The sequence below is a fragment of the Lentzea sp. DG1S-22 genome (assembly GCF_036321065.1).
Lineage (GTDB): Bacteria > Actinomycetota > Actinomycetes > Mycobacteriales > Pseudonocardiaceae > Lentzea > Lentzea jiangxiensis.
The window spans coordinates 2,781,432-2,803,871 of record NZ_CP143276.1 but is presented as its reverse complement, the minus strand read 5'-3'; the positions used below and the strand labels follow the sequence as shown (position 1 = coordinate 2,803,871).

Genomic DNA, 22,440 nt, shown 5'->3' with positions numbered 1-22,440 from the left:
TCGGTCACCCCGTGACGACGGGCTTGAGGGCAGCCGCCAGCCGACGGACGCTGTCGTTGTCGTAGATGGTGTCGACCGTGATGACGCTGTCGAACTTGGTGCGCAACATGCTGACGAACTCGACGGCGAGGATCGAGTCCACGCCGACGTCGGCGAACGACTGGTCCAGCGCGATGTCCCCGGGCGAGAGCATCAGCAGCTCGGCGAGCACGTCGATGATCGCGTTCTCGGTTTCGGTGTTCGTCTCGGCAAGGCGGTCGCTCATGTCGATCTCCACTTTTCGTCGGTGTTGGTGGTCAGCGGGAAGCCGGCCTCGGTCCGTCCTGCAGCAGTCGCACAGGTACGGCCCGGTAGCCGGTGAAGGTGTTGGACCTGGTCGTGGTCGGTTGTCCGGAGAGGACGACGCGAAGCCGGTTCTCCACGAAGAACTCCAGCAGCGCGGTCAGCTGCGACTTGGCGACGACGGCGCCCAGGCAGTGGTGCGGGCCGAAACCGAAGGCCATGCTCGTGCCTTCCCTGCGCAGCGGGTCGAACACGTCCGGATCGCGGTAGCAGCGCGGATCGCGCAGGACCGCGCCGAGCACCACCCGCACGGTGTCGCCCCGGCGGATGAGCCGTCCACCCAGCTCCACGTCACGACCCGCGGTCCTGCCGATCGTGGTGGTCGGTGCGGTCCAGCGCAGCGCCTCGTCGACGAAGCCGGACACCAGCTCAGGCGCGGCCGCGAGACGCGAGAGCCAGGACGGCTCCCGGGCGAGCAGCACGGCCAGCCCCGTGAAGGCCAGGCGAGGTGCGACAGTGCCCCCGACGACGACACCGATCAGGTTGGAGAGCACGTCCTTGCGCGAGATCCGGCCGACGCGTTCGGCCCGGTGCAGGTGACCGATCAGGTTGTTCTGCCCGGCGTCGCGGTGTCCCACCATCAGATCGCTGAAGAGGCCCGCCGCCTTGGCCAGGGCCTGGCGTGCCGACTCCCGGTCGGTACCGGTGAAGGCCTCCGAGCCGGTGTCACCGAGGATGCCCGCGACCTGGTCGCCGATCTCCGACATCTGCGGCTCGTCCAGCCCCAGGAGATCGGCCATGGACGCCAACGCGAGCGGCCAGGCGATCTCGGCGTTGAAGTCGAACGCCGCGGTGTCGATCCGGGGCCGCACCAGGCGTTCGAGCGCTTCGGTCAGAGCCGCGGTCCGGGTCTCGACGCGCCGTTTGGTGAACAGGTCCTTCATGGCGGAACGCACGACGCTTCGATGTTCGCCATCCGTGGCGATCAGGATGCTGCCGCGCAACGGGTCCGGGTTGGCGGGCCCGTTCCACGGGAAGACACCCTGACCGGAGAGGAAGACGTCGTCGTCGCCCAGGACGACCTTCGCCTCCTCGGCGCGGAAGACGCCCCAGAACTCGTCGCCGACGGCGGCGGACGCGAGCCTGTGCACAGCCGCGGCTTCGCGGAACCGGGTCAGCACGGCGTGCGGCTGTCCGTTCGAGAAGAGTTCGGCGGAACCGAAGTCCGGGGCTCCGGCAGCACATTCGGTGCAGCACGAAAACGCTCTCGCGGAAAGGTTCGCATCCTGCTGCGAAAGCATGGTCCCTCCAGGTGGCGCTCGTCGCCGAGCGCTCGGCGAGTCGATCGAACCGGCTTCACCGCTCTGCCGGGCACGGCGAAAGGCGATGCGGGTGAAGTCTCAGGTCCAGGATTGGCGAACAGCCGTCCTCGGTGGTCTCCGAGGCTCCGGGTGTCGTCACTGCGGCATGTTGTCGTGGCTGTGACGAGGCTGCCGGGCGCGCATCAGCGGACGGATGACCTTGATGATCGCGTCGCGGGTCTCCGCGGGGGTGATCATGGCGTCGACCGCCTGGCGGGAGGTCGCCAGTGCCGGTGAGAGCGCCTCCGCGCGGTAGTTGTCGAGCAGTTCCTGGCGCCTGCCCGGATCCGCCGCGAGCTCGCGGCGGAACACGATCTCCACCGCGCCTTCCGCGCCCATCACCCCGATCTCCGCCGTCGGCCAGGCGAACACGCGGTCGGCGCCGAGCTGTTTGGAGTTCATCACGATGTACGCCCCGCCGTACGCCTTGCGGAGGATCACGGTCACCCGGGGCACCGTGGCCTCCGAGAAGGCGTACAACAGCTTGGCTCCGCGGCGGATGACGCCGTCGGTTTCCTGCGACCGCCCCGGCATGAACCCCGGTGTGTCGACCAGGGTGACCAGCGGGAGGCCGAAGGCGTCGCACATCCGCACGAACCGCGCGCCCTTCTCCGCCGCCTGCGTGTTGAGCGTGCCGGCCAACGTGTTCGGCTGGTTGGCCACCACCCCCACGGGCATTCCGTCGAGGCACGCGAAACCGATGACGATGTTCGGGGCGTAGTGCGGCTGCAGTTCGAGGAAGCTGTCCGCGTCGACCAGTCCGCGGACGACCTGCCGCACGTCGTAGGTCTTGCGCTGCTCCGCGGGGACCTCGGGAACCAGCTCCGGGTCGCGTGCCAGGTGCAGCGGCAGTTCGTCCCAGCAAGAGCTGGGCAGGTAGGAAAGCACCTTGCGGACCAACGGGAACGCGTCCTCGGGACGTTCGGTCACGAGGTGCGCGAGACCTGACATCGCCGAGTGCACGTGGGCGCCGCCGAGCTCCTCGGCGGTGACCTCCTCACTCGTCACGCTGCGCACCACTTTCGGACCGGTGAGGAACATGTAGGCCCGGCGGTCCATCACGATCAGGTCGGTCAGCGCGGGGGAGTAGGCCGCACCACCGGCGCAAGCGCCGAGGATCACGCTGATCTGGGGAACGCGGCCGGACAGGGCCACGTTGCGGCGGAAGATCGACGCGTACCCGTCCAGAGCGGAGACGCCCTCCTGGATGCGCGCACCGCCGGAGTCCAGCACGCCCACCACGGGACACCGGGCCCGTTGCGCCTGGTCGAGCACTTGGGCGATCTTCTGCGCGTGCGTGGCCCCGAGAGTGCCCCCGAGCACGGAGACGTCCTGGGCGAACACGGCCGCGGGCCGCGCGTCGATCTCGGCGGTGCCGGTGATCACGGCGTCACCGGCGGGCCGCTTGGCCTGCATGCCGAAGGCGGTGCACTGGTGGGTCGCCTCGGCGCCGAACTCCAGCAGGCTGCCCGGATCCACGAGCGCGCCCAGCGCGTCGCGGGCGCCGAGCTTGACCGGCGTCGGCACGTCGGTCGTGTTCGTCGTCGTTGTCAAGGAATTCCTGTTCCTGTCAGCTCTCGAGGTCGGACCGGCGGCGGATCGGACAGGAGCGACAGGCCTTCCTGGGTCTGTGCGCAGTCCGATGACGGACGGGAACGCGTGCGACATCGCGGGCGGGGGGCCTCGTGCGAAGCCACGCGTTCGATCCTTTTCTTGTCGGGCATGGAGATCGGGGCAGGCCGGTCAGCGGTGTGGCGTTTCCGTCCGGGTCTTCTCCCGCCGCGGTGGGATCACGGGTGCGCTGAGCGGCAGGGGCAAGAACGACAGTGCGGTGGAGGAAGCGATTCGGCACTGTGGAGAACCGCAGTCGTCTGGCGGCGAACCGGTGGAGCAGAATCTGTGTCAGGAAGCAAGGTTGCGGAAAGGTTTCATCCTTTCGGTCCAATGAAAGCGGTCCAGTAGAAGGTCCATTTAGGACCTTGTCGCGTCGTTTGATTTCCAACGAGAACTGACTTGGCTGGTGAGGCATGAACGACTGACCTCACGAGCGAGGATTGCGGATTTCCGCAGTCCGGCTCGGCTCAGCTCTGACCTAGTCTCGTGAGGTCCCGCCGACGTGGAGGGCGCCGGTGCCGTCGTGTGCCGCCCTGCGCATCAGTCGAGGCGCTGGTGCAGTCGAGCAACGGGAGAACGCATGGCAGCGGATCACCGCCTTGCCGCACGCCCGGACCTCGCGGCGGTGGCGCGCACTCTCGAGGTGCCCGGAGAACGTGTCGTCATGAACGTCGACCGCGTGGGCAACACCGTCGCCGCCTCCATCCCTCTCGTCCTCGCCGACGCGGCCGCGGCAGGAGACGTCCTCCCCGGCCACCGCGTCCTCATCACCTCTTTCGGCGCGGGTCTCGGCTGGGGCTCCACTGTGATCACCTGGCCGGGCATCGACCTCGGCTGACCCGGCCGCGAACTCATTCCGCTCACATCCCGGAGGACCACACCATGAGCAACAACGACACTTTGAACCGGTTGACCACGCTGCTCGTCTCGCACTTCGGCGCGTCCGAGCAGCGGGTCAGCGGCACGGTCACCTTCGAGGAGCTTGACTTCGACTCGCTCGCGCTGGTGGAGCTCGCGATGGTGGCGCAGAAGGAGTTCGGCGTCGAGGTGGACGAGCAGGAGATCACTCCCGACCAGTCCGTCCAGGACGTCGCGGAGCTGATCGACGCCAGGACTGTCGCCGCCTGATGTCGTGGCCGGGTGCGGGTTTCGCAGTGGCGGTGACCGGACTCGGCACGAGATCTGTTGCGCGGCGGACGCTGCGACGTGGTGATCACCGGAGGCGCGGAGGCCGCGATCGGTCGACGATGATCACGGGGTTCGCCAGGATGGGCGCGCTGTCCCGCCGCGCCTCGGACCCGAACGCCGCGCCGAGGCCTTTCGACGCCGGTCGTGACGGTTTCGTGGCGGCTGAGGGAGCCGCGGTCCTCGTGCTGGAGCGCGTCGCCGACGCAAGGGCAGGAGGTGCCCGCGTGCACGGGATGATCAGCGGGTACGGCGCGTCGGCGGACGCCCATCACGCGACGACTCCCGACCCGTCCGGTGACGCGGTGGAGCGGCGGTCCGCTCGGCGCTGGACGACGCGGGCCTGACGGCGGCGGACGTCGACCACGTCAACGCGCACGGCACGTCGACGAAGATCAACGACGCCACCGAGACGAGGCTGATCCAGCGCGTGTTCGGCGACCGAGTGGCTATGACCTCCACCAAGGGTGTAATGGGACACGCTTTGGGTGCTGCCGGGGCGATCGAGGCCATGTGCACGGTTCTGGCGCTGCGAGGGCGTCGTCCCGCCGACGGCGAACTTCGAAACGCTCGACCCGGAGATCGGGCTCGACGTCGTGGCGAAGGCTCCTCGACTCGCGTCGCACAGGGTGGCGGTCAGCAACTCGTTCGGGTTCGGTGGTCAAAACGCGGTTCTCGTCGTGACCGCACCATGATGTCGCGGGCTGTGTTGTTGCTCCACTGAGCTGACGAATCGCATGGGGAAAAAGCGCGGACTGCGGTTGTGGCCCGCACGAATTTGGAGAGACAGGAATTCTGTCGAATGTGGCGAAATCGACTTCGCGGCGCGACGATTAGCCGCCGACGCGGTGCAGGCGGCATCGACCGCAGCCGCTGCGGCCCGGCCCGGCTCGTGATGTCGACTTCCCTCCGGCGCGGCGTCATGCCACCGGACCTTCCCTGCCGCCGACGGCCGATCGCACTCAGAACGCGTTGAACCAGCCCATCACCGACGCGACCATGAAGGCGAGCGTCAGCAGGGTCACGATCACGATCGCCACCAGCGTCACGATCGGAGCCTTGCGCGACGGCATCGGTTGCGGATGGGACAGGCCGGACGTCTGGCCGGAGTCGGGCGGGGTGTCGCCCGGTGCGACGCCGCCGCCTCGCTCCAGGCCCGGCGTACGGGCGGGATCCGGGTCGGGCGGCGTGTCCCGGGGAGCACCGCCACCCTTCAGCCCGGCGTTGCGGTTGGGATCCGAATGTGCGGGATTTGCGGTCATGCTCTCCGAGTACCCCGCTGTACCAGCGCGAACCGCCGCCGGAACAGCGCAAGCGGTGATCTTCGCCGAACGGTCCACACCGGGACTCCGCGGTCGTCGCTCGACCGGGTGAACGGAGCCGGTCCAGCGGGGAGCCGGGTTCAGCGACCCTGCCGGGGACCACCGCGGTTCTGGATGCCTTCGACGACCGCGCAGTCGGCTCGTGGTGGCCGGTGCCGTCGCACTGGGCGACTTCGCCCCCAGGCCGTGTCGAAAAGCGCAGAGGACATTGCCGCAGCGCATTTCCGGTATTCGACTTGTTCGACTGTCGAACGCCTTGACCGCAGTTGCGGGCGCTGTTACGACTGAGTCGCGGAATCCGAATTGTTTGAGTCTTGAATGAGATGAACTCCCTGGAGACGTGATGACGGCAGGTCGAGACCATTCGGAGGACAAATCGCCGCTCGTGCACCGGCGCACGCTGCTGGCCGCGGGCGCCGCACTGCCGGTGCTCGCGACGGCGACACCGGCTTCCGCGGCGACATCGGTGGTCGTCGAACCGTCGAACGTGCAGCAGACGATCCTCGGCTTCGGCGGGATGAACCACACCGTCTGGATCAACGACCTGACCGCCGCCCAGCGCGACACCGCCTTCGGCAACGGCGCGGGGCAGCTCGGCTTCACCGTGCTGCGCATCCCCGTGCACGAGGACCGGGCCAACTGGAGTCGCGAGGTGGCCACGGCGCGGCGTGCGGTCGAGCTCGGGGCCAAGGTCATCGCCTCGCCGTGGAACCCGCCGGCGTCGATGACCGAGACCTTCTCCGGGGGAAAGAGGCTGCGTTACGCCTCATACGGCGCCTATGCGCAGCACCTCAACGACTTCGTCGCCTTCATGGCGGGCAACGGGGTGAACCTGTACGGCATCTCGGTCCAGAACGAGCCGGACTACGCGCATGAGTGGACGGCGTGGACGTCCAGCGAGATCGTGCGGTTCCTGCGCGAGAACGCGGGGGCGATCAACACGAGGGTCATCGCCCCCGAGTCGTTCCAGTACCGCAAGAACCTCTCCGACCCCATCCTCAACGACCCCGCCGCGCTGGCGAACGTGGACATCATCGGCGCGCACCTCTACGGCACCCAGCCCGCGGACTTCCCCTACCCGCTCTTCCGGCAGAAGGGTGCCGGCAAGGAGCTGTGGATGACGGAGGTCTACCACCCCAACAGCAGCGACTCCGCCGATCTGTGGCCGCAGGCCCTCGACGTGGGCGAGCACATCCACCGGGCGTTGGTGGACGGCCGGTTCCAGACCTACGTGTGGTGGTACATCCGCCGCTCCTACGGCCCCATGCGCGAGGACGGGCAGATCAGCAAGCGCGGGGCCAACATGGCGCACTTCGCGAGGTGGGTGCGCCCCGGCTACTCGCGGATCACCGCGACCGCGAACCCGCAGGCGAACGTCTACATCTCGGCGTTCAAGAGCGGGGCCAGGATCGTGATCGTGGCCATCAACAAGAACACGTCGCCGGTGGACCACGTGTTCACCATCCGCGACACCGGTTCGGCGACAGCCTCGACCTGGTTGACGAACGCCGGCGCGAACCTCGCCCACTACAACAACTTCACGATCTCCGGCGGGACGTTCAACGCTCAGCTGCCGGCTCGCAGCATCAGGACGTTCGTCCTGAACTGATCGCTCACAGGCCGGTCACGTGCGAGATCAGCAGCAGGCAACCCAGGGCGACGAACGAGAGCGCCGCTGAGACCGCGAGGGCCTGCCAACGGCTGCGCGAGATCAGCAACGGCAACACCACCGCGAGTGCGCAGGCGGTGATCCCTGTGTCGCGGTAGCCGAGCACGAACAGGTGCCACAAGCCTTCCATGCCGAACACCGCGCCCAGGGCTCCCGCGCCTGTCCAGTGCCGCCAACCCCGGTCTTGCCGCCACCAGCTGCCGGCTGTCCCGAAGAGAGGCCCCGCGACGAAAGCCAGTGCCAGCCACACCGACGGGGCGTAGAGGTCGCCCATGCCGTCGCGGAAGAGCTCGGCGTACCCGTAGTAGCCGGCAACAGCGCCGACCTGGGTCAGCGTGCCGGCGAGGATCGGTCGTCGCGACCGGGCGCCGGCGATGAACGCCGCGACGACCCAGATGGCGCCGGAGTTGGCGAGGGAGTTGAAGCTGCCGGGGAGAACGCCTTGTCCGAGGTTGGTCAGCACGCCGAGCAGCAGCCCGGCGGGAAAACTGAAGATCATGTGATCAGGGTTCCTGTGACCGTCCAATCGCGACATCGGCATTTCGGCCGATTTTCGGGAGACTTTGCGCCTGGCCGGACGCCGCGGAGCGATCAGGCGGTGAGGGCTTCGTACCGAGGACGGGATTCGGTTCGCAGCATCTCGGCGACGAGGAACGCGAGCTCGAGCGACTGCTGGGTGTTCAGGCGTGGGTCGCAGGCGGTTTCGTAGCGGCCGGCGAGGTCGGCGTCGGAGATTTCCTGGGCGCCGCCGAGGCACTCGGTGACGTCCTCACCGGTGAGTTCGATGTGGATGCCGCCGGGATGCGTGCCGAGGCGGCGGTGCACCTCGAAGAAGCCCTGGACCTCGTCGACGATGCGGTCGAAGTGCCGGGTCTTGTAGCCGGTGGACGACTCGTGGGTGTTGCCGTGCATCGGGTCGCACTGCCAGATGACCTTGTGGCCGCTGGCCTCGACCTTCTCCACGATGGCGGGCAGCACGTCGCGCACCTTCTGGTTGCCCATGCGCGAGATGAGCGTCAGACGGCCCGGTTCGTTGCGGGGGTCGAGGCGCTCGACGTACTCGACGGCCATCTCCGGCGACGTCGACGGCCCGATCTTCAGACCGATCGGGTTCGCCAGCATCTCGGCGAAGGCGATGTGCGCGCCGTCGAGCTGGCGGGTGCGCTCACCGATCCACACGAAGTGCGCCGACAGGTCGTAGAGGCGGGGCTCGTCGCCGGTGGTGTCCAGGCGCAGCAGCGCGCGCTCGTAGTCCAGCAGCAGCGCCTCGTGCGAGGCGAAGATCTCCGTGCCGTGCAGCGACTGGTCGTACATGTCACAGGCAGCCATGAATTTCAGGCTGCGGTCGATCTCGCCGGCCAGGGCCTCGTAGCGCTCGCCCGCGGGCGAGGTGCGCACGAAGTCGCGGTTCCAGTCGTGCACCCGGTGCAGGTCCGCCAGACCCGCGCCGGTCAGCGCCCGCAGCAGGTTCATGGCCGCACCCGCGTTGGCGTAGGCGCGGATCATGCGACCCGGGTCCGGAACACGGGCCTCGGGCGTGGCCACCAGGGAGTTGATGATGTCGCCGCGGTAGGACGGCAGCCCCAGCGCGTCGATGTTCGACGAACGCGGCTTGGCGTACTGGCCGGCGATGCGGCCGACCTTCACCACGGGCAGGCTCGCGCCGTAGGTCAGCACCACGGCCATCTGCAGCAGGGTCCGGATGTTCGCGCGGATGTGCGGCTCGGTGTTGTCGGCGAACGTCTCCGCGCAGTCACCGCCCTGCAGCAGAAACGCCTCACCGTTCGCGACCTGCGCCAGTTGCGTGTGCAGCCGGTCGATCTCGGCGGGCACGGTGATCGGCGGCACGCTCTCGAGCACGGTCCGCACACGACGCACCTGTTCGGCGTCAGGCCATTCGGGCTGCTGAGCAGCCGGACGCGACAGGGCGTCCGTCAGCTTCCGCAGCAGTGGCCCAGGCAGAGGTGGAAGTTCTGGCAACGCGTCCACCGGCACGTCCACGGTCCAGTTCACAGGGCGAGGCTACGACAGCGCGTTGAGCACGTCGTCCTTCGTTCCGCAGGGCTGAACACCGATCCGCCGCCGGTTCCGCCCAGCAGAACGCGATCCTTCTCCTGTTGTCAGGCGCGGTCTACCGTCTGCGTGCCGAGCGTCGCGCGAAGGAGCGGACCGTGAGCGAAGCCGAGTGGGGCGCACGGCGGGACGACTTCGTGATCTCGGGCCTCGAGGCCCGAGATCATCGGTGAACCGCCGCCCGAGGTGCGGAGCGAGGTCATCGATCGGGCCGACCGGCACGCGTGAACCCTGACCTCCCTGGCACCGCTGGCATTCCTCGCCACCGCGACCGAGCCGGGGACTGTGCGGCGCGTCACCACGCGGGATCCGCTCGGCTCGTCCTGGTTCTCGACGACCGCACGCTGGTGCCGGCCGAGAGGCCCGGCACCCAACTGGTCTGCGCTCTGCGTCACGCTCGCGCGACTGGAGTGAGGATGTCCATTCATCTTCCGGTGAGAAAGCCTCGACGTCACCACCGCCGGCAGGGCTGGGCGTGTCCTCGAGGTCTTCACCCGAAGGCGTCCGGCTCCCGCCGTCGGCACTGCGGACTTCCGCAGTGGGGCCGATGCGGAACTGGTTAGCCTGGATGTGCGCCAGCCGAAGGTGACGCACGTCCGAGCATCTGCCGGGGGCGGACGGCTCGTACGTGGTGATCTCAGCCGTTCTGTCGCCTACCAGGTGAAACGCTGTACGCGTCGATGATGCCGAAGATCGGTCGCGACGGATGTTTTTGTCGTTGCGGTTTTCCGTGATGTGCGGGCGGTCGATCTGCTCCAGGATCGAGATGTCGGCGCAAAGAGAATTCACCGCATCCAGGCGAACAGCTCCTTCTGCGCAACGGACATCAATGCAGAATCGGCTTCACCAGGCGACGGACCGAGTTTGCCGGGAGAACACCGCGGAACGGTGGCGTGCAGGCGTCAGAGTCGACGAGAACAGATTGGCAACGGTGCACAATGATCGCTGAGCCGGATGTGGTGCGGGAATCGGCGTTGGCCGGCAGGGTCGTGCTCTGGGAGGAGTCGGCGCGGGACGGGGCGCAGGGCAAGACCTTGATGAGCCCCGAATTCCGGGTGCGGCTGGCGCGCGAGCAGGGGGCGATGTTCGGTGAGGACGGTCCTCGGCACGTCGTGTTCGCCGCAGGTTTCCCGGCGGTGTGCAAGGAGGAGTTCGAGGCCGTGCGCCGGGTCGCGGTGGAGGCCGAGGGAACGGTGAGTCCCGCGGCGGTCTGCCGGGGGACGGCCGCGGACGTACGACAGGCGATCGCTTCCGTGCACGGCATCGCGCATGCGCGGGTCATGCTCGTGGTCCCGGCGTCGGAGGCCATGGCGGAGGTCATGACGCACCGGCGGGCCGCCGAGGCCGTGCGCGCCGGTGCCGCCCTGGTGAGCGACTCGCTGGGTGCCGGGGTCGCGGTGGACGTGTGCCTGGCCGACGCGTCTCGTGCCGATCACGGTCTGCTCGCGGACGCCGCGCGTGAGCTGACGGCCGCGGGAGCGGGGGTGGTGTTCCTCGCGGACACCGTGGGAGACCAGTTGCCCGCCGAGTCGGGCGCGATGTTCGCGGCCGCGCGCTCCGAAGGCGTGGTGCTCGCTTCGCACGCGCACAACGACCTCGGCCTGGGGCTGGCCAACACACTCGAAGCCTTGAGCAGTGGTGCGCGGGTGGTGTCCTCCTCGTGGCTGGGCGTTGCCGAGCGCTCCGGTCTGGTGGCGACCGAGCAGGTGCTGTTCCTGCTGGCCTACCGCGCCGACCGGACCAAGGTGCTGCTCGGCGAGGACGCCGACGCGTGGAGCACGCCCCCGGACCTGACCCGGCTGCCCCGCCTGGCCCAGGCCGTGGCCGAGGAGATCGGTGTCCCGCTGGGGGTGACCACCCCGGTGGTGGGCACCGGTGTCGGCACGATCTCCACCGGCACCCCGTTCGTGCACCCGGAGCTGTTCCAGCCCTTCGCCCCGGAGCAGCTGGGCATCACGCCGAGCGTCGTGCTCACCCATCTGGCCAGCGCCCGTGTCGTCACCGCTGTCGCCGGCCGCCTCGGCCACGAGCTCGACGCCGCCGGCGCGCGCACGGCGATGGCCTGGGTCAAGTCCCGCGCCTACCAGCAGGGCCACGCGGTGGTGGACGACCAGGCGTTCGCCCACTACCTCGACGGGCTGCGCGCCGGAGCGGGACAGCGGTGATCGTCGACCTCGAAGACGTGCGAGACGCGCTGGGCAGGGGGGAGGCGGTGGTGCTGCCGAACCCCGCCCCGCTGACGCACGTCGTCACCGCCACCACCCCGGCCGCGGTCAACGCCGCCAAGGGCCGTCCGGTCGACCAGGCCGTCGCGGTGTGGGCGCACAGCCCCGACGTCCTCACCGAGATCATCTCGGCGACGACGCTCGAGCCGGCGGCGGCCGCCCTGGCCCACCGGCTGCTCGGCGACGAGCACGTCACCCTGCTCGTACCGACGTCGCCCGGCGTCCCCGGCTGGCTGGCGCCCGCCACCAGGGACGCCTGGACGCTGCTGTTCGGCGCTCGCTGGACGCCGGTGCGCCCGGTGCTGGACCCGTTCCCGCTGCTCTACGTGAGCAGCGCGAACCGCACCGGCCACCCGCCGGTGGCCTCGGCCGCCGACGCCCTCGCGATGTTCCCGCCCGGCACGCCCGTGCTGGACCTCGCGGACAGCAGCCGGTCCGAGCCCGTCCGGCGAGCCACCACGACGCTGCGCCTGCACCCCGGCGGCAGCCTCGACCTGCACCGCCGCGGTGCTCAGGACCACCCTCACCGCGACGCCGCCGCCTACCTGCGGCACCTGCGTTCCCGTTACGCCGAGCCTTGATCGGATCCCTGTGGCGTTCAACGGTGAACCCCCTGGTACCGCGAGAAAGCACCGCCTTCGCGCACCGTCGCCGCCAGTTGAAGGAACTCAGTCACACATGATCACGCCCGACCACGCCGCTGCCGCCGCACAGGATGGGATCGCCGTCATCGGCCTGTCCTGCCGCCTTCCCCGGGCGGAGAACCCGGACGCCTTCTGGAGACTGCTCGTCGCGGGTGCAAGCGCCGTCACCGAGACCCCTGCCACGCGGTGGGACGCGAACGCCCTGTACGACGCCGACCTGTCGCGGCCCGGCCGGGCGAACTCACGCTGGGGCGGCTACCTCGACGAGGTCGACCGGTTCGACGCGGCGTTCTTCGGCATCTCCCCGCGCGAAGCCGCGGACATGGACCCGCAGCAGCGGCTCGCGCTGGAGCTGGCCTGGGAAGCACTGGAGAACGCCGGCGTGGTTCCGGCTGCGCTGCGCGAGCACGCCGTCGGTGTGTTCATGGGCGCCTTCGGATCCGACTACGCCACGCTCGCGCAGCGCGAGGGGATCGAGGAAATCGGGCACCACACGGTCACCGGTCTCAGCCGCGCCCTCATCGCCAACCGCATCTCCTACACCCTCGGGCTGCGGGGCCCCAGCTTCACCGTCGACTCCGCCCAGTCGTCCGCGCTCGTCGCGGTGCACCTCGCCGCCCAGAGCATCCGCACCGGTGAGTGCGAGGTCGCGCTGGCCGGTGGCGTGCACCTGAACCTCGCACCGGAGAGCACTGCCGGTGCCGCCAAGTTCGGTGGTCTTTCCCCGGACGGGCGCTGCCACACCTTCGACGCCAGGGCGAACGGGTACGTGCGCGGCGAGGGCGGCGGCGTGGTCGTCCTCAAGCCGCTCGCGAAGGCGCTGGCCGACCAGGACGACATCCTCTGCGTGATCCGCGGCAGCGCGGTCAACAACGACGGCGCGAGCGACGGTCTCACCACCCCGGACGCCACCGCGCAGGCGGAGGTCCTGCGCGCGGCCTACCGCGCCGCGGACGTCGACCCGCGGCAGGTGCGGTACGTAGAGCTGCACGGCACCGGCACCAGGGTGGGCGACCCGGTCGAGGCCTCGGCGCTGGGCCGGGTGCTCGGTGCCGGCCGCGCTCCGGCCGACGCGCTGCGCGTGGGCTCGGTCAAGACCAACATCGGCCACCTCGAAGGGGCGGCCGGTATCGCGGGGCTGCTCAAGACGGTGCTCTCGATCAGCAGGGGACAGCTCCCGCCCAGCCTCAACTTCACCGAGCCGAACCCGGACATCGCGTTCGACGAGCTGGGCATCAGGGTCCAGACCGAGACCGAGGACTGGAGCGCCGAGCCCCGGCTGGCCGGCGTCAGCTCCTTCGGCGTGGGCGGGGCGAACTGCCACGTCGTCCTCTCCGGACCGCCTCGGTCCGGAAAGGACGGAGAGACCAGCTCGGACCACACCGAGGCGACCCTGCCGTTCGTGCTGAGCGCGAAGACGCCCGAGGCGCTGCGCGCCCAGGCCCGGAACCTGCGCGGCCGGGACCTCGACCGCGCCGGCCTCGCTCAGGCGCTGCTCACCCGGCGCACGCTCTTCGACCACCGCGCCGTCGTGCTCGCCGCCACCGCCGATGAGCTCGATGCCGGTCTCGCCGGGATCGAACAGGGTGTTCCCGGCGCGGGCGTCGTCCTGGGCCGCAGCGAGAAGTCCGACGCCGGTCCCGTTTTCGTCTTCCCCGGGCAGGCGCAGTGGGCGGGGATGAGCCGCGACCTCCTCGACGTCTCCGAGGTGTTCGCAGACTCCGTCGCCGCCTGCGAGAAGGCGCTGGCACCGCACGTGGACTGGTCCCTGACCGAGGTCCTGCGCACCGGCGACGGCCTCAACCGCGTCGACGTGGTGCAGCCCGCGTCCTGGGCCGTGATGGTGTCGCTGGCCCGGCTGTGGGCATCGGCGGGCGTTCGGCCCGCCGCCGTGCTGGGGCACTCCCAGGGCGAGATCGCCGCCGCGGTGGTCTCCGGGAAGCTCGATCTCGACGACGCCGCGACCGTCGTCGCCCTGCGCAGCAAGATCATCGCCGCCGAGCTGGCCGGTCACGGCGCGATGGCGTCGGTCGACATGCCCGCCGACGAGGTCCGTTCACGCCTGGCCGGCCATCCCGGCGTCGAGGTCGCGGTGGTCAACAGCGCTCGCTCGACCGTCGTCTCCGGAGACCAGGACGCGGTCGAGGCCCTGGTGGCGCAGTGGAAGCAGGAGGGCCTGCGGGCGCGGCGGATCGCCGTGGACTACGCCTCGCACAGCCCGCACGTCGACTCCGTCCGCGAGCAGGTCGTCGAGGCTCTCGCCGGGATCCGCCCGCGGCAGGGCAGCACCCCGTTCTTCTCCACCGCGGACTGCGCCTGGACGGACCGCCTGGACGCCGCGTACCGGGCGCACAACCTGCGAGCGCCCGTCCGCTTCGGTGAGGCCACCGAAGCGCTGCTGGCCGAGGGCTTCCGCCACTTCGTCGAAGTCAGCTCGCACCCCGTGCTCGTCGGCGCCGTCGGGGACACGGTGACCGCCGCGGACGTCGACGACGCGGTCGTCGTCGGCTCGCTCCGGCGCGACGAGGGCGACTTCCGCCGCTTCCTCACTTCGGCCGCGGAGGCGTTCACAGGCGGGATGGACGTCGACTGGTCGACCGCGGTCCCCTCGACGCGCACGCGGGTGCGTGCCGCCGACCTGCCGACCTACCCCTTCCAGCGGCAGCGGTTCTGGATCGGCGACGAGGAGGAGGCACCGGTCGACACGGGACCGGTGCTGCACGGGATCGACCTCGGTGACGCCGACCTCCAGCGGATGGCCGGGGTGGGAATCGCACCACTGTCCACAGCGGACGCCGTCGCGGCGTTCGGCGGTGCGTTGCGCTCGACCGAGCCGGTGCTGGCGCCCGTCCGCCTGGACCTCCGGTCCGTCACCGGACAGCCCGTGCCGCTGCCGGCCGACCTCGTCCGCACGCCGGTCGTGACCGAGCCCGCCGCGGCGGAACCGGAGCCCTCCGCGGACTTCGGTGAACTGACCGGCGACGAGCTCCGGGCAGAGCTGACCCGGCTGGTGCTCACCAGCGCCGCGGCCGCGCTGGGCCACGCCCGGCTGCGCGACGACCAGGTCGGACAGCCGTTCTCCGCGCTGGGAATGGACTCGCTGACCGCACTGGAACTGCGCAACCGCCTCCGCGAGGCGACCGGCCTGCGCCTGTCGCCGACCCTGCTGTTCGACCGGCCCAGCCCACTGGACGTGATCGACCACGTCGTGGAAGAACTTTCGATCGAGAAGGACACCACTGTGACCCACGTGATCCAGCCGACCGAACCCGATCCCGAACCCGAAGAGGCCGGGGACGACCCGGTCGTGATCGTCGGCATGGCGGCCCGCTTCCCCGGCGGGGTCAGCTCACCGCAGGAGCTGTGGGACCTGGTCGCCACCGGTACCGACGCGATCACGGCGTTCCCCGACAACCGCGGCTGGGACCTCGACACCCTCTTCCACGACGATCCCGCCCACCGCGGCACCAGCTACGCCCGTGAAGGTGGGTTCCTGCACGACGCCGCCGACTTCGACGCCTCGTTCTTCGGCATCGCGCCCCGCGAGGCGCTGGCCACCGACCCGCAGCAGCGGCTGCTGCTGGAGACGTCGTGGGAGGCACTGGAGAACGCCGGCATCGATCCGCTGTCGCTGAAGGGATCCCGCACCGGCGTCTACGCCGGCGTGATGTTCCACGACTACTCCACCCGCGTCGGCGACGTCCGCGACATCCCGGACGGCATGGAGGGGATGCTGACCGTCGGCAGCCACGGCAGCGTCGCGTCCGGCCGCATCTCCTACGTCTTCGGGCTGCAGGGGCCCACGATGTCGGTCGACACCGCGTGTTCGTCCTCCCTGGTGGCCCTGCACCTGGCCACGCAGGCGCTGCGCACCGGCGAGTGCTCGATGGCGCTGGTCGGCGGTGTGGCGGTGATGTCCACCCCGGTCACCTTCGTCGAGTTCAGCCGCCAGCGCGCACTCGCCGCCGACGGGCGCTGCCGGTCGTTCTCCGCGGACGCGAGCGGGACCAGCTGGGCCGAAGGCGCGGGCATGCTCGTGGTGGAGCGGCTCTCCGACGCACGGCGCAACGGGCACCGGGTGCTCGCGGTGGTCCGCGGCAGCGCGGTCAACTCCGACGGCGCCTCCAACGGCCTCACCGCGCCGAGCGGCTCCGCTCAGCGCCGGCTCATCGAGCAAGCCCTGGCCGACGCGCGGCTGACCGCGTCCGACGTCGACGTCGTCGAGGCGCACGGCACAGGAACGCCCCTGGGCGACCCGATCGAGGCACAGGCCGTGCTCCGCACCTACGGCCAGAACCGCGACCGGCCGCTGTGGCTTGGTTCGCTGAAGTCCAACACCGGCCACACCCAGGCCGCCGCGGGCGTCGGCGGGATCATCAAAATGATCATGGCGATGCGGCACGGTGTCCTGCCGAAGACCCTCCACGTGAGCAAGCCTTCGCCGCACGCGGACTGGACTGCCGGATCGGTCGAGCTGCTGACCGAGGCGCGGCCGTGGCCGGAAGGGACCCGTCGAGCCGCGGTGTCGTCGTTCGGCATCAGTGGCACGAACGCGCACGTCATCCTCGAAAGCCCGGCAGAAGCGGCCGTCCCGGCGACTGAGCCGCGAGCAGGGGCGATCACGCCGTGGGTGCTCAGCGCCAGGACCCCGGCGGCGCTGCGGGCGCAGGCGGCCAAGCTGGCGGACTTCCTCGACCGGGAGCCCGGCCACGACGACCGCGCGGTCGCGGCGGCCCTCATGAGGCGGTCGCGCTTCGACCAGCGTGCCGTCGTCCTCGGTGGCGATCGTGACTCGCTGCTGGCGGGCCTCACCGCCGCCGCACACGGCGACGACGCGCCGAACCTGGTGGTCGCGGCCGAGAAGCAGGCGGGCAGGACCGCCTTCCTGTTCGCCGGTCAGGGCAGCCAGCGCGCCGGCATGGGACGGGAGCTGTACGAGGCGTACCCGCCCTTCGCGGCCGCGTTCGACGAAGCGGCCGAGGTGCTCGACCCGCTGCTCGGCGTCAGCCTGCGCGACCTGGTCTTCACCGGTGACAGCCTGGACCGGACCGAGCACGCGCAGCCCGCGCTGTTCGCGCTCGAGGTCTCGCTGTTCCGCCTGCTGGAGGCGTGGGGAGTGCGACCGGACCGCGTGGCCGGGCACTCCATCGGCGAGATCGCCGCGGCCCACGTGGCCGGCGTCATGTCGTTGCGCGACGCCGCGACGCTCGTCGCCGCTCGCGGCAGGCTGATGGGCGAACTGCCCGAAGGCGGCGTCATGGTGGCCGTGGAGGCGGCCGCCGCCGAGGTGACCGACCTGCTCGCCGGTCGCGAGCACGAGGTGGGGATCGCCGCGGTCAACGGGCCCGGGGCCACCGTCCTGTCCGGTGCCGCCGCCGGAGTGCAGGCGATCACCGAGCAGCTGCGGTCGCGCGGCCACCGCACGAAGGCCCTGCGGGTCAGCCACGCGTTCCACTCGCCCCTGATGGGGCCGATGCTGGAGCAGTTCCGGGACGTCGTGTCCCGCATCGAGTTCTCGGCGCCGAGCATCCCGATGGTGTCGACGCTGACCGGCCAGGACGCCGGGGCGGGCGACTTCACCACCGCGGAGTACTGGGTCCGCCACGTGCGCGAGTCGGTGAGGTTCGAGGACGCCGTGCGCGTGCTCGAAGCCGGTGGCGTCAAGACCTTCGTGGAGCTGGGCCCCGACAGCGTGCTCTCGGCGTCGGCGTCGGCGAGCCTGTCCCCGTCGGCCGTGTCGCTGCCGCTGCTGCGCAAGGACCGCGTGGAGACACGAGCACTGCTGGACACCGTCGCCAAGCTGTTCGTCCGCGGTACCTCCGTCGACTGGTCGGCGGTCCTGGGCGAGGTCACGCTGCCGCACGTCGAGCTGCCCACCTACGCCTTCCAGCGGCAGCGTTTCTGGCTCGACACCCCGCGTGCCACCCGAGGCGTCACGGGTACCGGCCTCGACGCGGTCGGGCACCCGTTGCTGACCGCCTCGATGTCCCTGGCCGGCAGCGACACCACTGTCCTCATCGGACAGTTGTCCACCGCGCGTCCCGCCTGGGCCGGTGGCCACCGCGTCGGTGGTGCCGCGGTGGTGCCCGGCACGGCCCTGCTGGAGATGGCCGCCAAGGCCGGTGGGCAGGTCGGCTGCCCGCGGGTGGCGGAACTGCTCTTCCGGTCCGCGGTGGTGCTCCCGGCTGAAGGCACCCTGGACGTCCAGGTGGAGGTGTCCGCGCCGCAGGGTGACGGCAGCCGTGCCCTCACACTGCACTCGCGCACCTCGGCCGACGCGCCGTGGACCGCGCACGCCACCGGCCGCCTCATTCCGGGCATGCCCGGTTCGGGGGAGAACCTGACCGAGTGGCCGCCCGCGAACGCGGAGCCGGTCGGCCTCGACGGGCTCTACTCCCGCCTCGCCGAGGACGGCTTGGACTACGGACCCGACTTCCAGGGCGTCCGCAGGGCCTGGCGTCGCGGCGACGACGTCTTCGCCGAGGTGACCCTGCCCGCGGCGGTGCGGGACGAAGCCGGCGACTACCTGGTCCACCCCGCGCTGCTGGACTCGGCGTTGCACCCGCTGGCGGCGGACGTGCTGCGCCTGCCGTTCTCCTGGGCGGGGGTGGAGGTGCACGGACCCGGTGCCTCGTCGCTGCGGGTTCGCCTGCGGAGCGAGGGGCAGGACTCGTTCGGCATCACCGCTTGGGACAACGTGGGCATGCCGGTCCTCTCCGCCGACGAGCTCGTCGCGCGGCCGGTGGTACGTGAGCAGTTGCAGGTGATCGGTGCCGCACAAGCGCAGGAGACCCTGTTCCGCATCGACTGGAAGGCGCCGGAGAAGCTGTCCGGGCCACGAGGGACCGGGCACCTCACGCTGACCGTCGACAACGGTGACCCTGCGATGCCACTGCCGCGACGGGTCCGGACCGCGCTGGACGCGGCACTGGCTTCCGTGCGCGGCTGGCTGGAGCGGGACCACGAGCCCGGTGCCCGGCTGGCCGTGCTCACCCGGGGTGCGGTGGACGGCGACCCGGTCGCGGCGGCGGTGTGGGGTCTGGTGCGCTCCGCGCAGACCGAGCACCCCGGCAGGCTGCAGCTGATCGACCTCGACGGCAGCGCCGCGTCGGACAAGGCCTGGCGGGACCTGGTCGGCACGGACGAGCCGCAGCTCGCTGTGCGCGGCGGACAGGTCCGCGTGCCGAGGCTCGCCGGTGCCGGACCCGCCGGGCCGTCCACCCCCGAGTGGCGTGGTGGTTCGTTGCTCGTGACCGGTGCGGGCGGAGTCGTCGGCTCCGCGTTGACCCGGCACGCCGTGCGCGAGCACGGGGTTCGGGACGTGGTCCTGCTGAGCCGCCGAGGAGCAGACGCACCCGGCATGGCCCGGCTGTCCGCGGAACTCCGTGAGCTCGGGGCCTCCGTCACCGTGGAGGCCTGCGACGCGGCAGATCGCGAGCAGCTGGCCGGGGTCCTCGCGCGGATCCCGTCGGATCGGCCGCTGGCCGGCGTGATCCACGCCGCCGGAACCTCGCGGGACGCGACGATCCAGTCGCTGACCGCGGAGGCGCTGGAGGCCGTTCTGCCGGCCAAGGTGGACGCCGTGACGCACCTCGACGAGCTCACGAGGGACGCGGGCCTCACCTGGTTCGTCGTCTGCTCCTCCGCTGCCGCCTGGTGGGGCACGGCCGGCCAGGCCAACTACGCCGCCGCCAACGCCTGCATCGACGCCATCGCACGGCGCAGGCACAACGCCGGGCAGCACGCGCTGTCGCTGGCGTGGGGACTGTGGGCCGAGCGCAGCGAGTTGTCCGGTCACCTCGACGAGGCGGACCTGCGCCGGCTCGCCCGGCTCGGGCTCAAGGCTCTGTCCACAGAGGACGCGCTGGCCACGTTCGACGTCGCGTTGCGCTCGAAGGAGCCGATGCTCGCCCCGATCGGGCTGGACACCCGTCAGCTCGTCGACAGCGAGTCGGCGCCGCTGACCCCGCTGCTGCGCGAGCACGTGAAGTCGCGTCCGGCGGTGGAATCGGCGCCCGTGCCGTCCATCAGGGGCGAACTGGCGGGCAAGGACGAAGGTGCCCAGGAGGCCTTCCTGCGCGACCTGGTCTGCAAGCTGGTGTCCCAGGTGCTCGGCTTTGCGAGCGCGGGCGAGGTGGAGCCCGACCGCGGCTTCTTCGAAATCGGGTTCGACTCGCTCACGGTGCTGGAGCTGCGCAACCGCGTCGAGAAGGCGACGGGGCAGTCGGTGCCGCCCACGGCGATCTTCGACCACTCCACGCCGGGTGCCCTCGCGAAGTACCTGCGGATCCACCTCGGCGGCGCACAGGAAGCGGAGCGATCGCACGAGGTGGGGAGGCCTTCGCTGGCCGGGACGACGGTGCTGCTGACCGGTGCGACGGGCGGTCTCGGGCGGCTCTTCGCCAGGGAGCTCGCCGAGGCCGGAGCGAACCTGGTCCTGACCGGACGCGACCAGGCCGCGCTCGACGAACTGGCGGACTCCATCGGCGCACCTTCTCTGGCGCTGGTGGCCGACGTCACCGACGGCACGGCGTTGACCCGCGCCGTCGAGCGGGCGGAGCAGGAGTTCGGCTCGGTCGACGTGCTGATCAACAACGCCGGTGTCAGCGGTCCGGCCGGCCCCCTGTGGGAGGTGGACGAGGACCACTGGTGGCAGGCGATGGAGGTGAACGTGCGCGGGACCATGCGCGCCTGCCGGGCGGCGTTGCCGGGCATGGTGGAGCGCGGACGCGGACGAGTGATCAACATCGTGAGCTCGGCCGGAAAGCACCGCTGGCCCAACGTCTCCGGCTACTCGGTGTCCAAGGCCGCCGCCATCAAGCTCGGTGAGAACCTCGCGCTGGAGCTGGCGGGCACCGGGGTGTCGGTGCTCAACTACCACCCCGGACTGGTCGACCTCGGCCTGACCCGCAGGCAGCTGGAGGCCGGGAAGACCGGCGACCGCCACATCGACGGGGTGGGTGCGTGGATGGCCGACCAGCGCGACAGCGGCCGGTTCACCACGCCCGAGGACTCCTCGGAGATGCTCGTGCGGCTGGTGGCCGGTGAGGCGGACGCGTTGTCCGGCAGCTACCTCACCCCGGAGGACGAGCTGGGCCGCCTGCTCGGCGGCTGATCGAGTGCCCGGACCGCGCCACCGCGCGGTCCGGGCCTCTCCTCGAGCTCAACCGGTGCGGCAGAGGCTCGGCGCCGACGACGGTTCGACTTCACAGCAACAAGATCGGAAAAGGGAGATCATGGCGAACGTCGCTGAAGGCGGCCGCTGGTTGAGGAAGTTCCGCGCCACGTCCGAAGAAGCTCCGCAACTGGTGTGCTTCCCGTACGCGGGCGGCTCCGCCGGATGGTTCACCAGGCTCCGCATGGACCTCGCCGGCGAGGTCCAGCTGTCCGCGGTCCAGTACCCGGGGCGGCTGGACCGCCTCCGCGACCAACCGATCGACGACCTGCACGTGCTGGCGGACGAGGTGTTCGCGGTGCTGGACAAGAGCCGGCCGCTGGCGCTCTTCGGGCACAGCATGGGCGCCGTGGTGGCGTTCGAGGTGGCGCGACGGCTGCAGGCCGCCTCCGTCCCCGTCTCACACTTCTTCGCGTCCGGCCGGGCGGCACCGCACCTGCAGCGCAACGCGGGTGTGCACCTCATGTCCGACGACGACATGGTCACGGTGATCGAGTCGCTGGGTGGCGTCGAACCGGGCGTGCTGAGCAACGCTGACCTCCGCGCGATGGTGCTGCCCGTCGTGCGCAACGACTACCGGGCGATCGAGACCTACACGTGCGAACCCTCCGCGTCGATCACCGCGCCGATCACCGTTCTGGCCGGCACCGACGACCCGATCGTGCCACTGCAGGACGCGAGCGACTGGGCGCGTCACACCACCGGGTCTTTCGCCGTGGAGAAGCTTCCCGGGGGGCACTTCTTCCCGGTGAACCACTGGGGGACCATCGCGGACCTCGTGCGACGCGAGCTCTGCGGCGGACAACACGGCGAAGACGCAGCCGCAGGAGCCTGACCGGTGTGTTCCTGTCCACAAGGGACAGGTCCTGCGTGGACGGTGTGACGTACAG

Annotated in this window: 15 protein-coding genes; 9 read left to right on the top strand and 6 right to left on the bottom strand. The window is 70.6% G+C overall.

Translation table 11 applies throughout. From position 1 onward, the window contains the following. Positions 1-4: 4 nt before the first annotated feature. The 3 genes from V1227_RS11995 to V1227_RS11985 form a co-directional block, all read right to left on the bottom strand. Entirely contained in the window at positions 5-265 is a 261-nt protein-coding gene (locus V1227_RS11995) for an acyl carrier protein (RefSeq protein WP_329792586.1), read from the bottom strand. Positions 266-296: 31 nt separating this feature from the next. After that, entirely contained in the window at positions 297-1,463 is a 1,167-nt protein-coding gene (locus tag V1227_RS11990) for a cytochrome P450 (RefSeq protein ID WP_329792585.1), read from the bottom strand. Between the two features lie 276 nt (positions 1,464-1,739). After that, positions 1,740-3,197, bottom strand: a complete 1,458-nt coding sequence (locus V1227_RS11985; RefSeq protein ID WP_329792584.1) for an acyl-CoA carboxylase subunit beta — start codon at positions 3,195-3,197, stop codon at positions 1,740-1,742. Between the two features lie 640 nt (positions 3,198-3,837). On the opposite strand from V1227_RS11985, the gene V1227_RS11980 reads away from it, so the two are divergent. The 4 genes from V1227_RS11980 to V1227_RS11965 all read left to right on the top strand — a co-directional run bounded on the left by V1227_RS11980 (position 3,838) and on the right by V1227_RS11965 (position 5,166). Continuing rightward, positions 3,838-4,095, top strand: a complete 258-nt coding sequence (locus V1227_RS11980; protein ID WP_329792583.1) for a 3-oxoacyl-[acyl-carrier-protein] synthase III C-terminal domain-containing protein — start codon at positions 3,838-3,840, stop codon at positions 4,093-4,095. A 44-nt stretch (positions 4,096-4,139) separates the two neighbouring features. Next, positions 4,140-4,385: an acyl carrier protein gene (locus tag V1227_RS11975; RefSeq protein WP_329792582.1), complete on the top strand. Its 246-nt coding sequence runs from the start codon at positions 4,140-4,142 to the stop codon at positions 4,383-4,385. Positions 4,386-4,504: 119 nt separating this feature from the next. Further along, positions 4,505-4,789, top strand: coding sequence for a beta-ketoacyl synthase N-terminal-like domain-containing protein (locus V1227_RS11970; protein ID WP_329792581.1), 285 nt, complete (start codon positions 4,505-4,507; stop codon positions 4,787-4,789). Continuing rightward, positions 4,771-5,166: a hypothetical protein gene (locus V1227_RS11965; protein ID WP_329794010.1), complete on the top strand. Its 396-nt coding sequence runs from the start codon at positions 4,771-4,773 to the stop codon at positions 5,164-5,166. Before V1227_RS11970 ends, V1227_RS11965 begins: the two co-directional genes overlap by 19 nt. Before the next feature lie 238 nt (positions 5,167-5,404). Here the strand turns inward: V1227_RS11965 and V1227_RS11960 are convergent, their stop codons facing one another. After that, positions 5,405-5,704 carry a DUF6480 family protein gene (locus tag V1227_RS11960; protein WP_329792580.1) on the bottom strand — a complete coding sequence of 100 codons (300 nt, stop codon included), beginning with the start codon at positions 5,702-5,704 and terminating at the stop codon, positions 5,405-5,407. Between the two features lie 403 nt (positions 5,705-6,107). Here V1227_RS11960 and V1227_RS11955 point away from each other — a divergent pair, with 403 nt between their 5' ends. Continuing rightward, positions 6,108-7,373 (top strand): glucuronoxylanase, encoded by a 1,266-nt coding sequence (locus V1227_RS11955; protein WP_329792579.1) that lies wholly within the window; start codon positions 6,108-6,110, stop codon positions 7,371-7,373. A 4-nt stretch (positions 7,374-7,377) separates the two neighbouring features. Here V1227_RS11955 and V1227_RS11950 read toward each other — a convergent pair whose 3' ends face one another. Continuing rightward, positions 7,378-7,968: a DUF6518 family protein gene (locus V1227_RS11950; protein WP_329794009.1), complete on the bottom strand. Its 591-nt coding sequence runs from the start codon at positions 7,966-7,968 to the stop codon at positions 7,378-7,380. Positions 7,969-8,024: 56 nt separating this feature from the next. After that, on the bottom strand, positions 8,025-9,446 hold the full coding sequence (locus tag V1227_RS11945; protein ID WP_329792578.1) for a class II 3-deoxy-7-phosphoheptulonate synthase: 1,422 nt from the start codon (positions 9,444-9,446) through the stop codon (positions 8,025-8,027). 998 nt (positions 9,447-10,444) lie between these two features. Between V1227_RS11945 and V1227_RS11940 the strand changes: the two genes are divergently transcribed. The 4 genes from V1227_RS11940 to V1227_RS11925 all read left to right on the top strand — a co-directional run bounded on the left by V1227_RS11940 (position 10,445) and on the right by V1227_RS11925 (position 22,385). Continuing rightward, the gene (locus tag V1227_RS11940) at positions 10,445-11,671 is read left to right on the top strand and encodes a 2-isopropylmalate synthase (protein WP_329792577.1); all 1,227 of its coding nucleotides are present in this window, start codon (positions 10,445-10,447) and stop codon (positions 11,669-11,671) included. Further along, positions 11,668-12,312 (top strand): hypothetical protein, encoded by a 645-nt coding sequence (locus tag V1227_RS11935; protein WP_329792576.1) that lies wholly within the window; start codon positions 11,668-11,670, stop codon positions 12,310-12,312. Before V1227_RS11940 ends, V1227_RS11935 begins: the two co-directional genes overlap by 4 nt. Positions 12,313-12,409: 97 nt before the next feature. After that, entirely contained in the window at positions 12,410-21,490 is a 9,081-nt protein-coding gene (locus tag V1227_RS11930; protein ID WP_329792575.1) for an SDR family NAD(P)-dependent oxidoreductase, read from the top strand. Positions 21,491-21,611: 121 nt separating this feature from the next. Then, positions 21,612-22,385: a thioesterase II family protein gene (locus V1227_RS11925; RefSeq protein WP_329792574.1), complete on the top strand. Its 774-nt coding sequence runs from the start codon at positions 21,612-21,614 to the stop codon at positions 22,383-22,385. Positions 22,386-22,440 lie beyond the last annotated feature (55 nt).

Coding starts and splice junctions, on each gene's coding strand:
- V1227_RS11995 (WP_329792586.1), bottom strand. CDS start 265: ATGAGCGACCGCCTTGCCGAGACGAACACCGAAACCGAGAACGCGATC.
- V1227_RS11980 (WP_329792583.1), top strand. CDS start 3,838: ATGGCAGCGGATCACCGCCTTGCCGCACGCCCGGACCTCGCGGCGGTG.
- V1227_RS11975 (WP_329792582.1), top strand. CDS start 4,140: ATGAGCAACAACGACACTTTGAACCGGTTGACCACGCTGCTCGTCTCG.
- V1227_RS11970 (WP_329792581.1), top strand. CDS start 4,505: ATGATCACGGGGTTCGCCAGGATGGGCGCGCTGTCCCGCCGCGCCTCG.
- V1227_RS11960 (WP_329792580.1), bottom strand. CDS start 5,704: ATGACCGCAAATCCCGCACATTCGGATCCCAACCGCAACGCCGGGCTG.
- V1227_RS11955 (WP_329792579.1), top strand. CDS start 6,108: ATGACGGCAGGTCGAGACCATTCGGAGGACAAATCGCCGCTCGTGCAC.
- V1227_RS11950 (WP_329794009.1), bottom strand. CDS start 7,968: ATGTCGCGATTGGACGGTCACAGGAACCCTGATCACATGATCTTCAGT.
- V1227_RS11940 (WP_329792577.1), top strand. CDS start 10,445: ATGATCGCTGAGCCGGATGTGGTGCGGGAATCGGCGTTGGCCGGCAGG.
- V1227_RS11930 (WP_329792575.1), top strand. CDS start 12,410: ATGATCACGCCCGACCACGCCGCTGCCGCCGCACAGGATGGGATCGCC.
- V1227_RS11925 (WP_329792574.1), top strand. CDS start 21,612: ATGGCGAACGTCGCTGAAGGCGGCCGCTGGTTGAGGAAGTTCCGCGCC.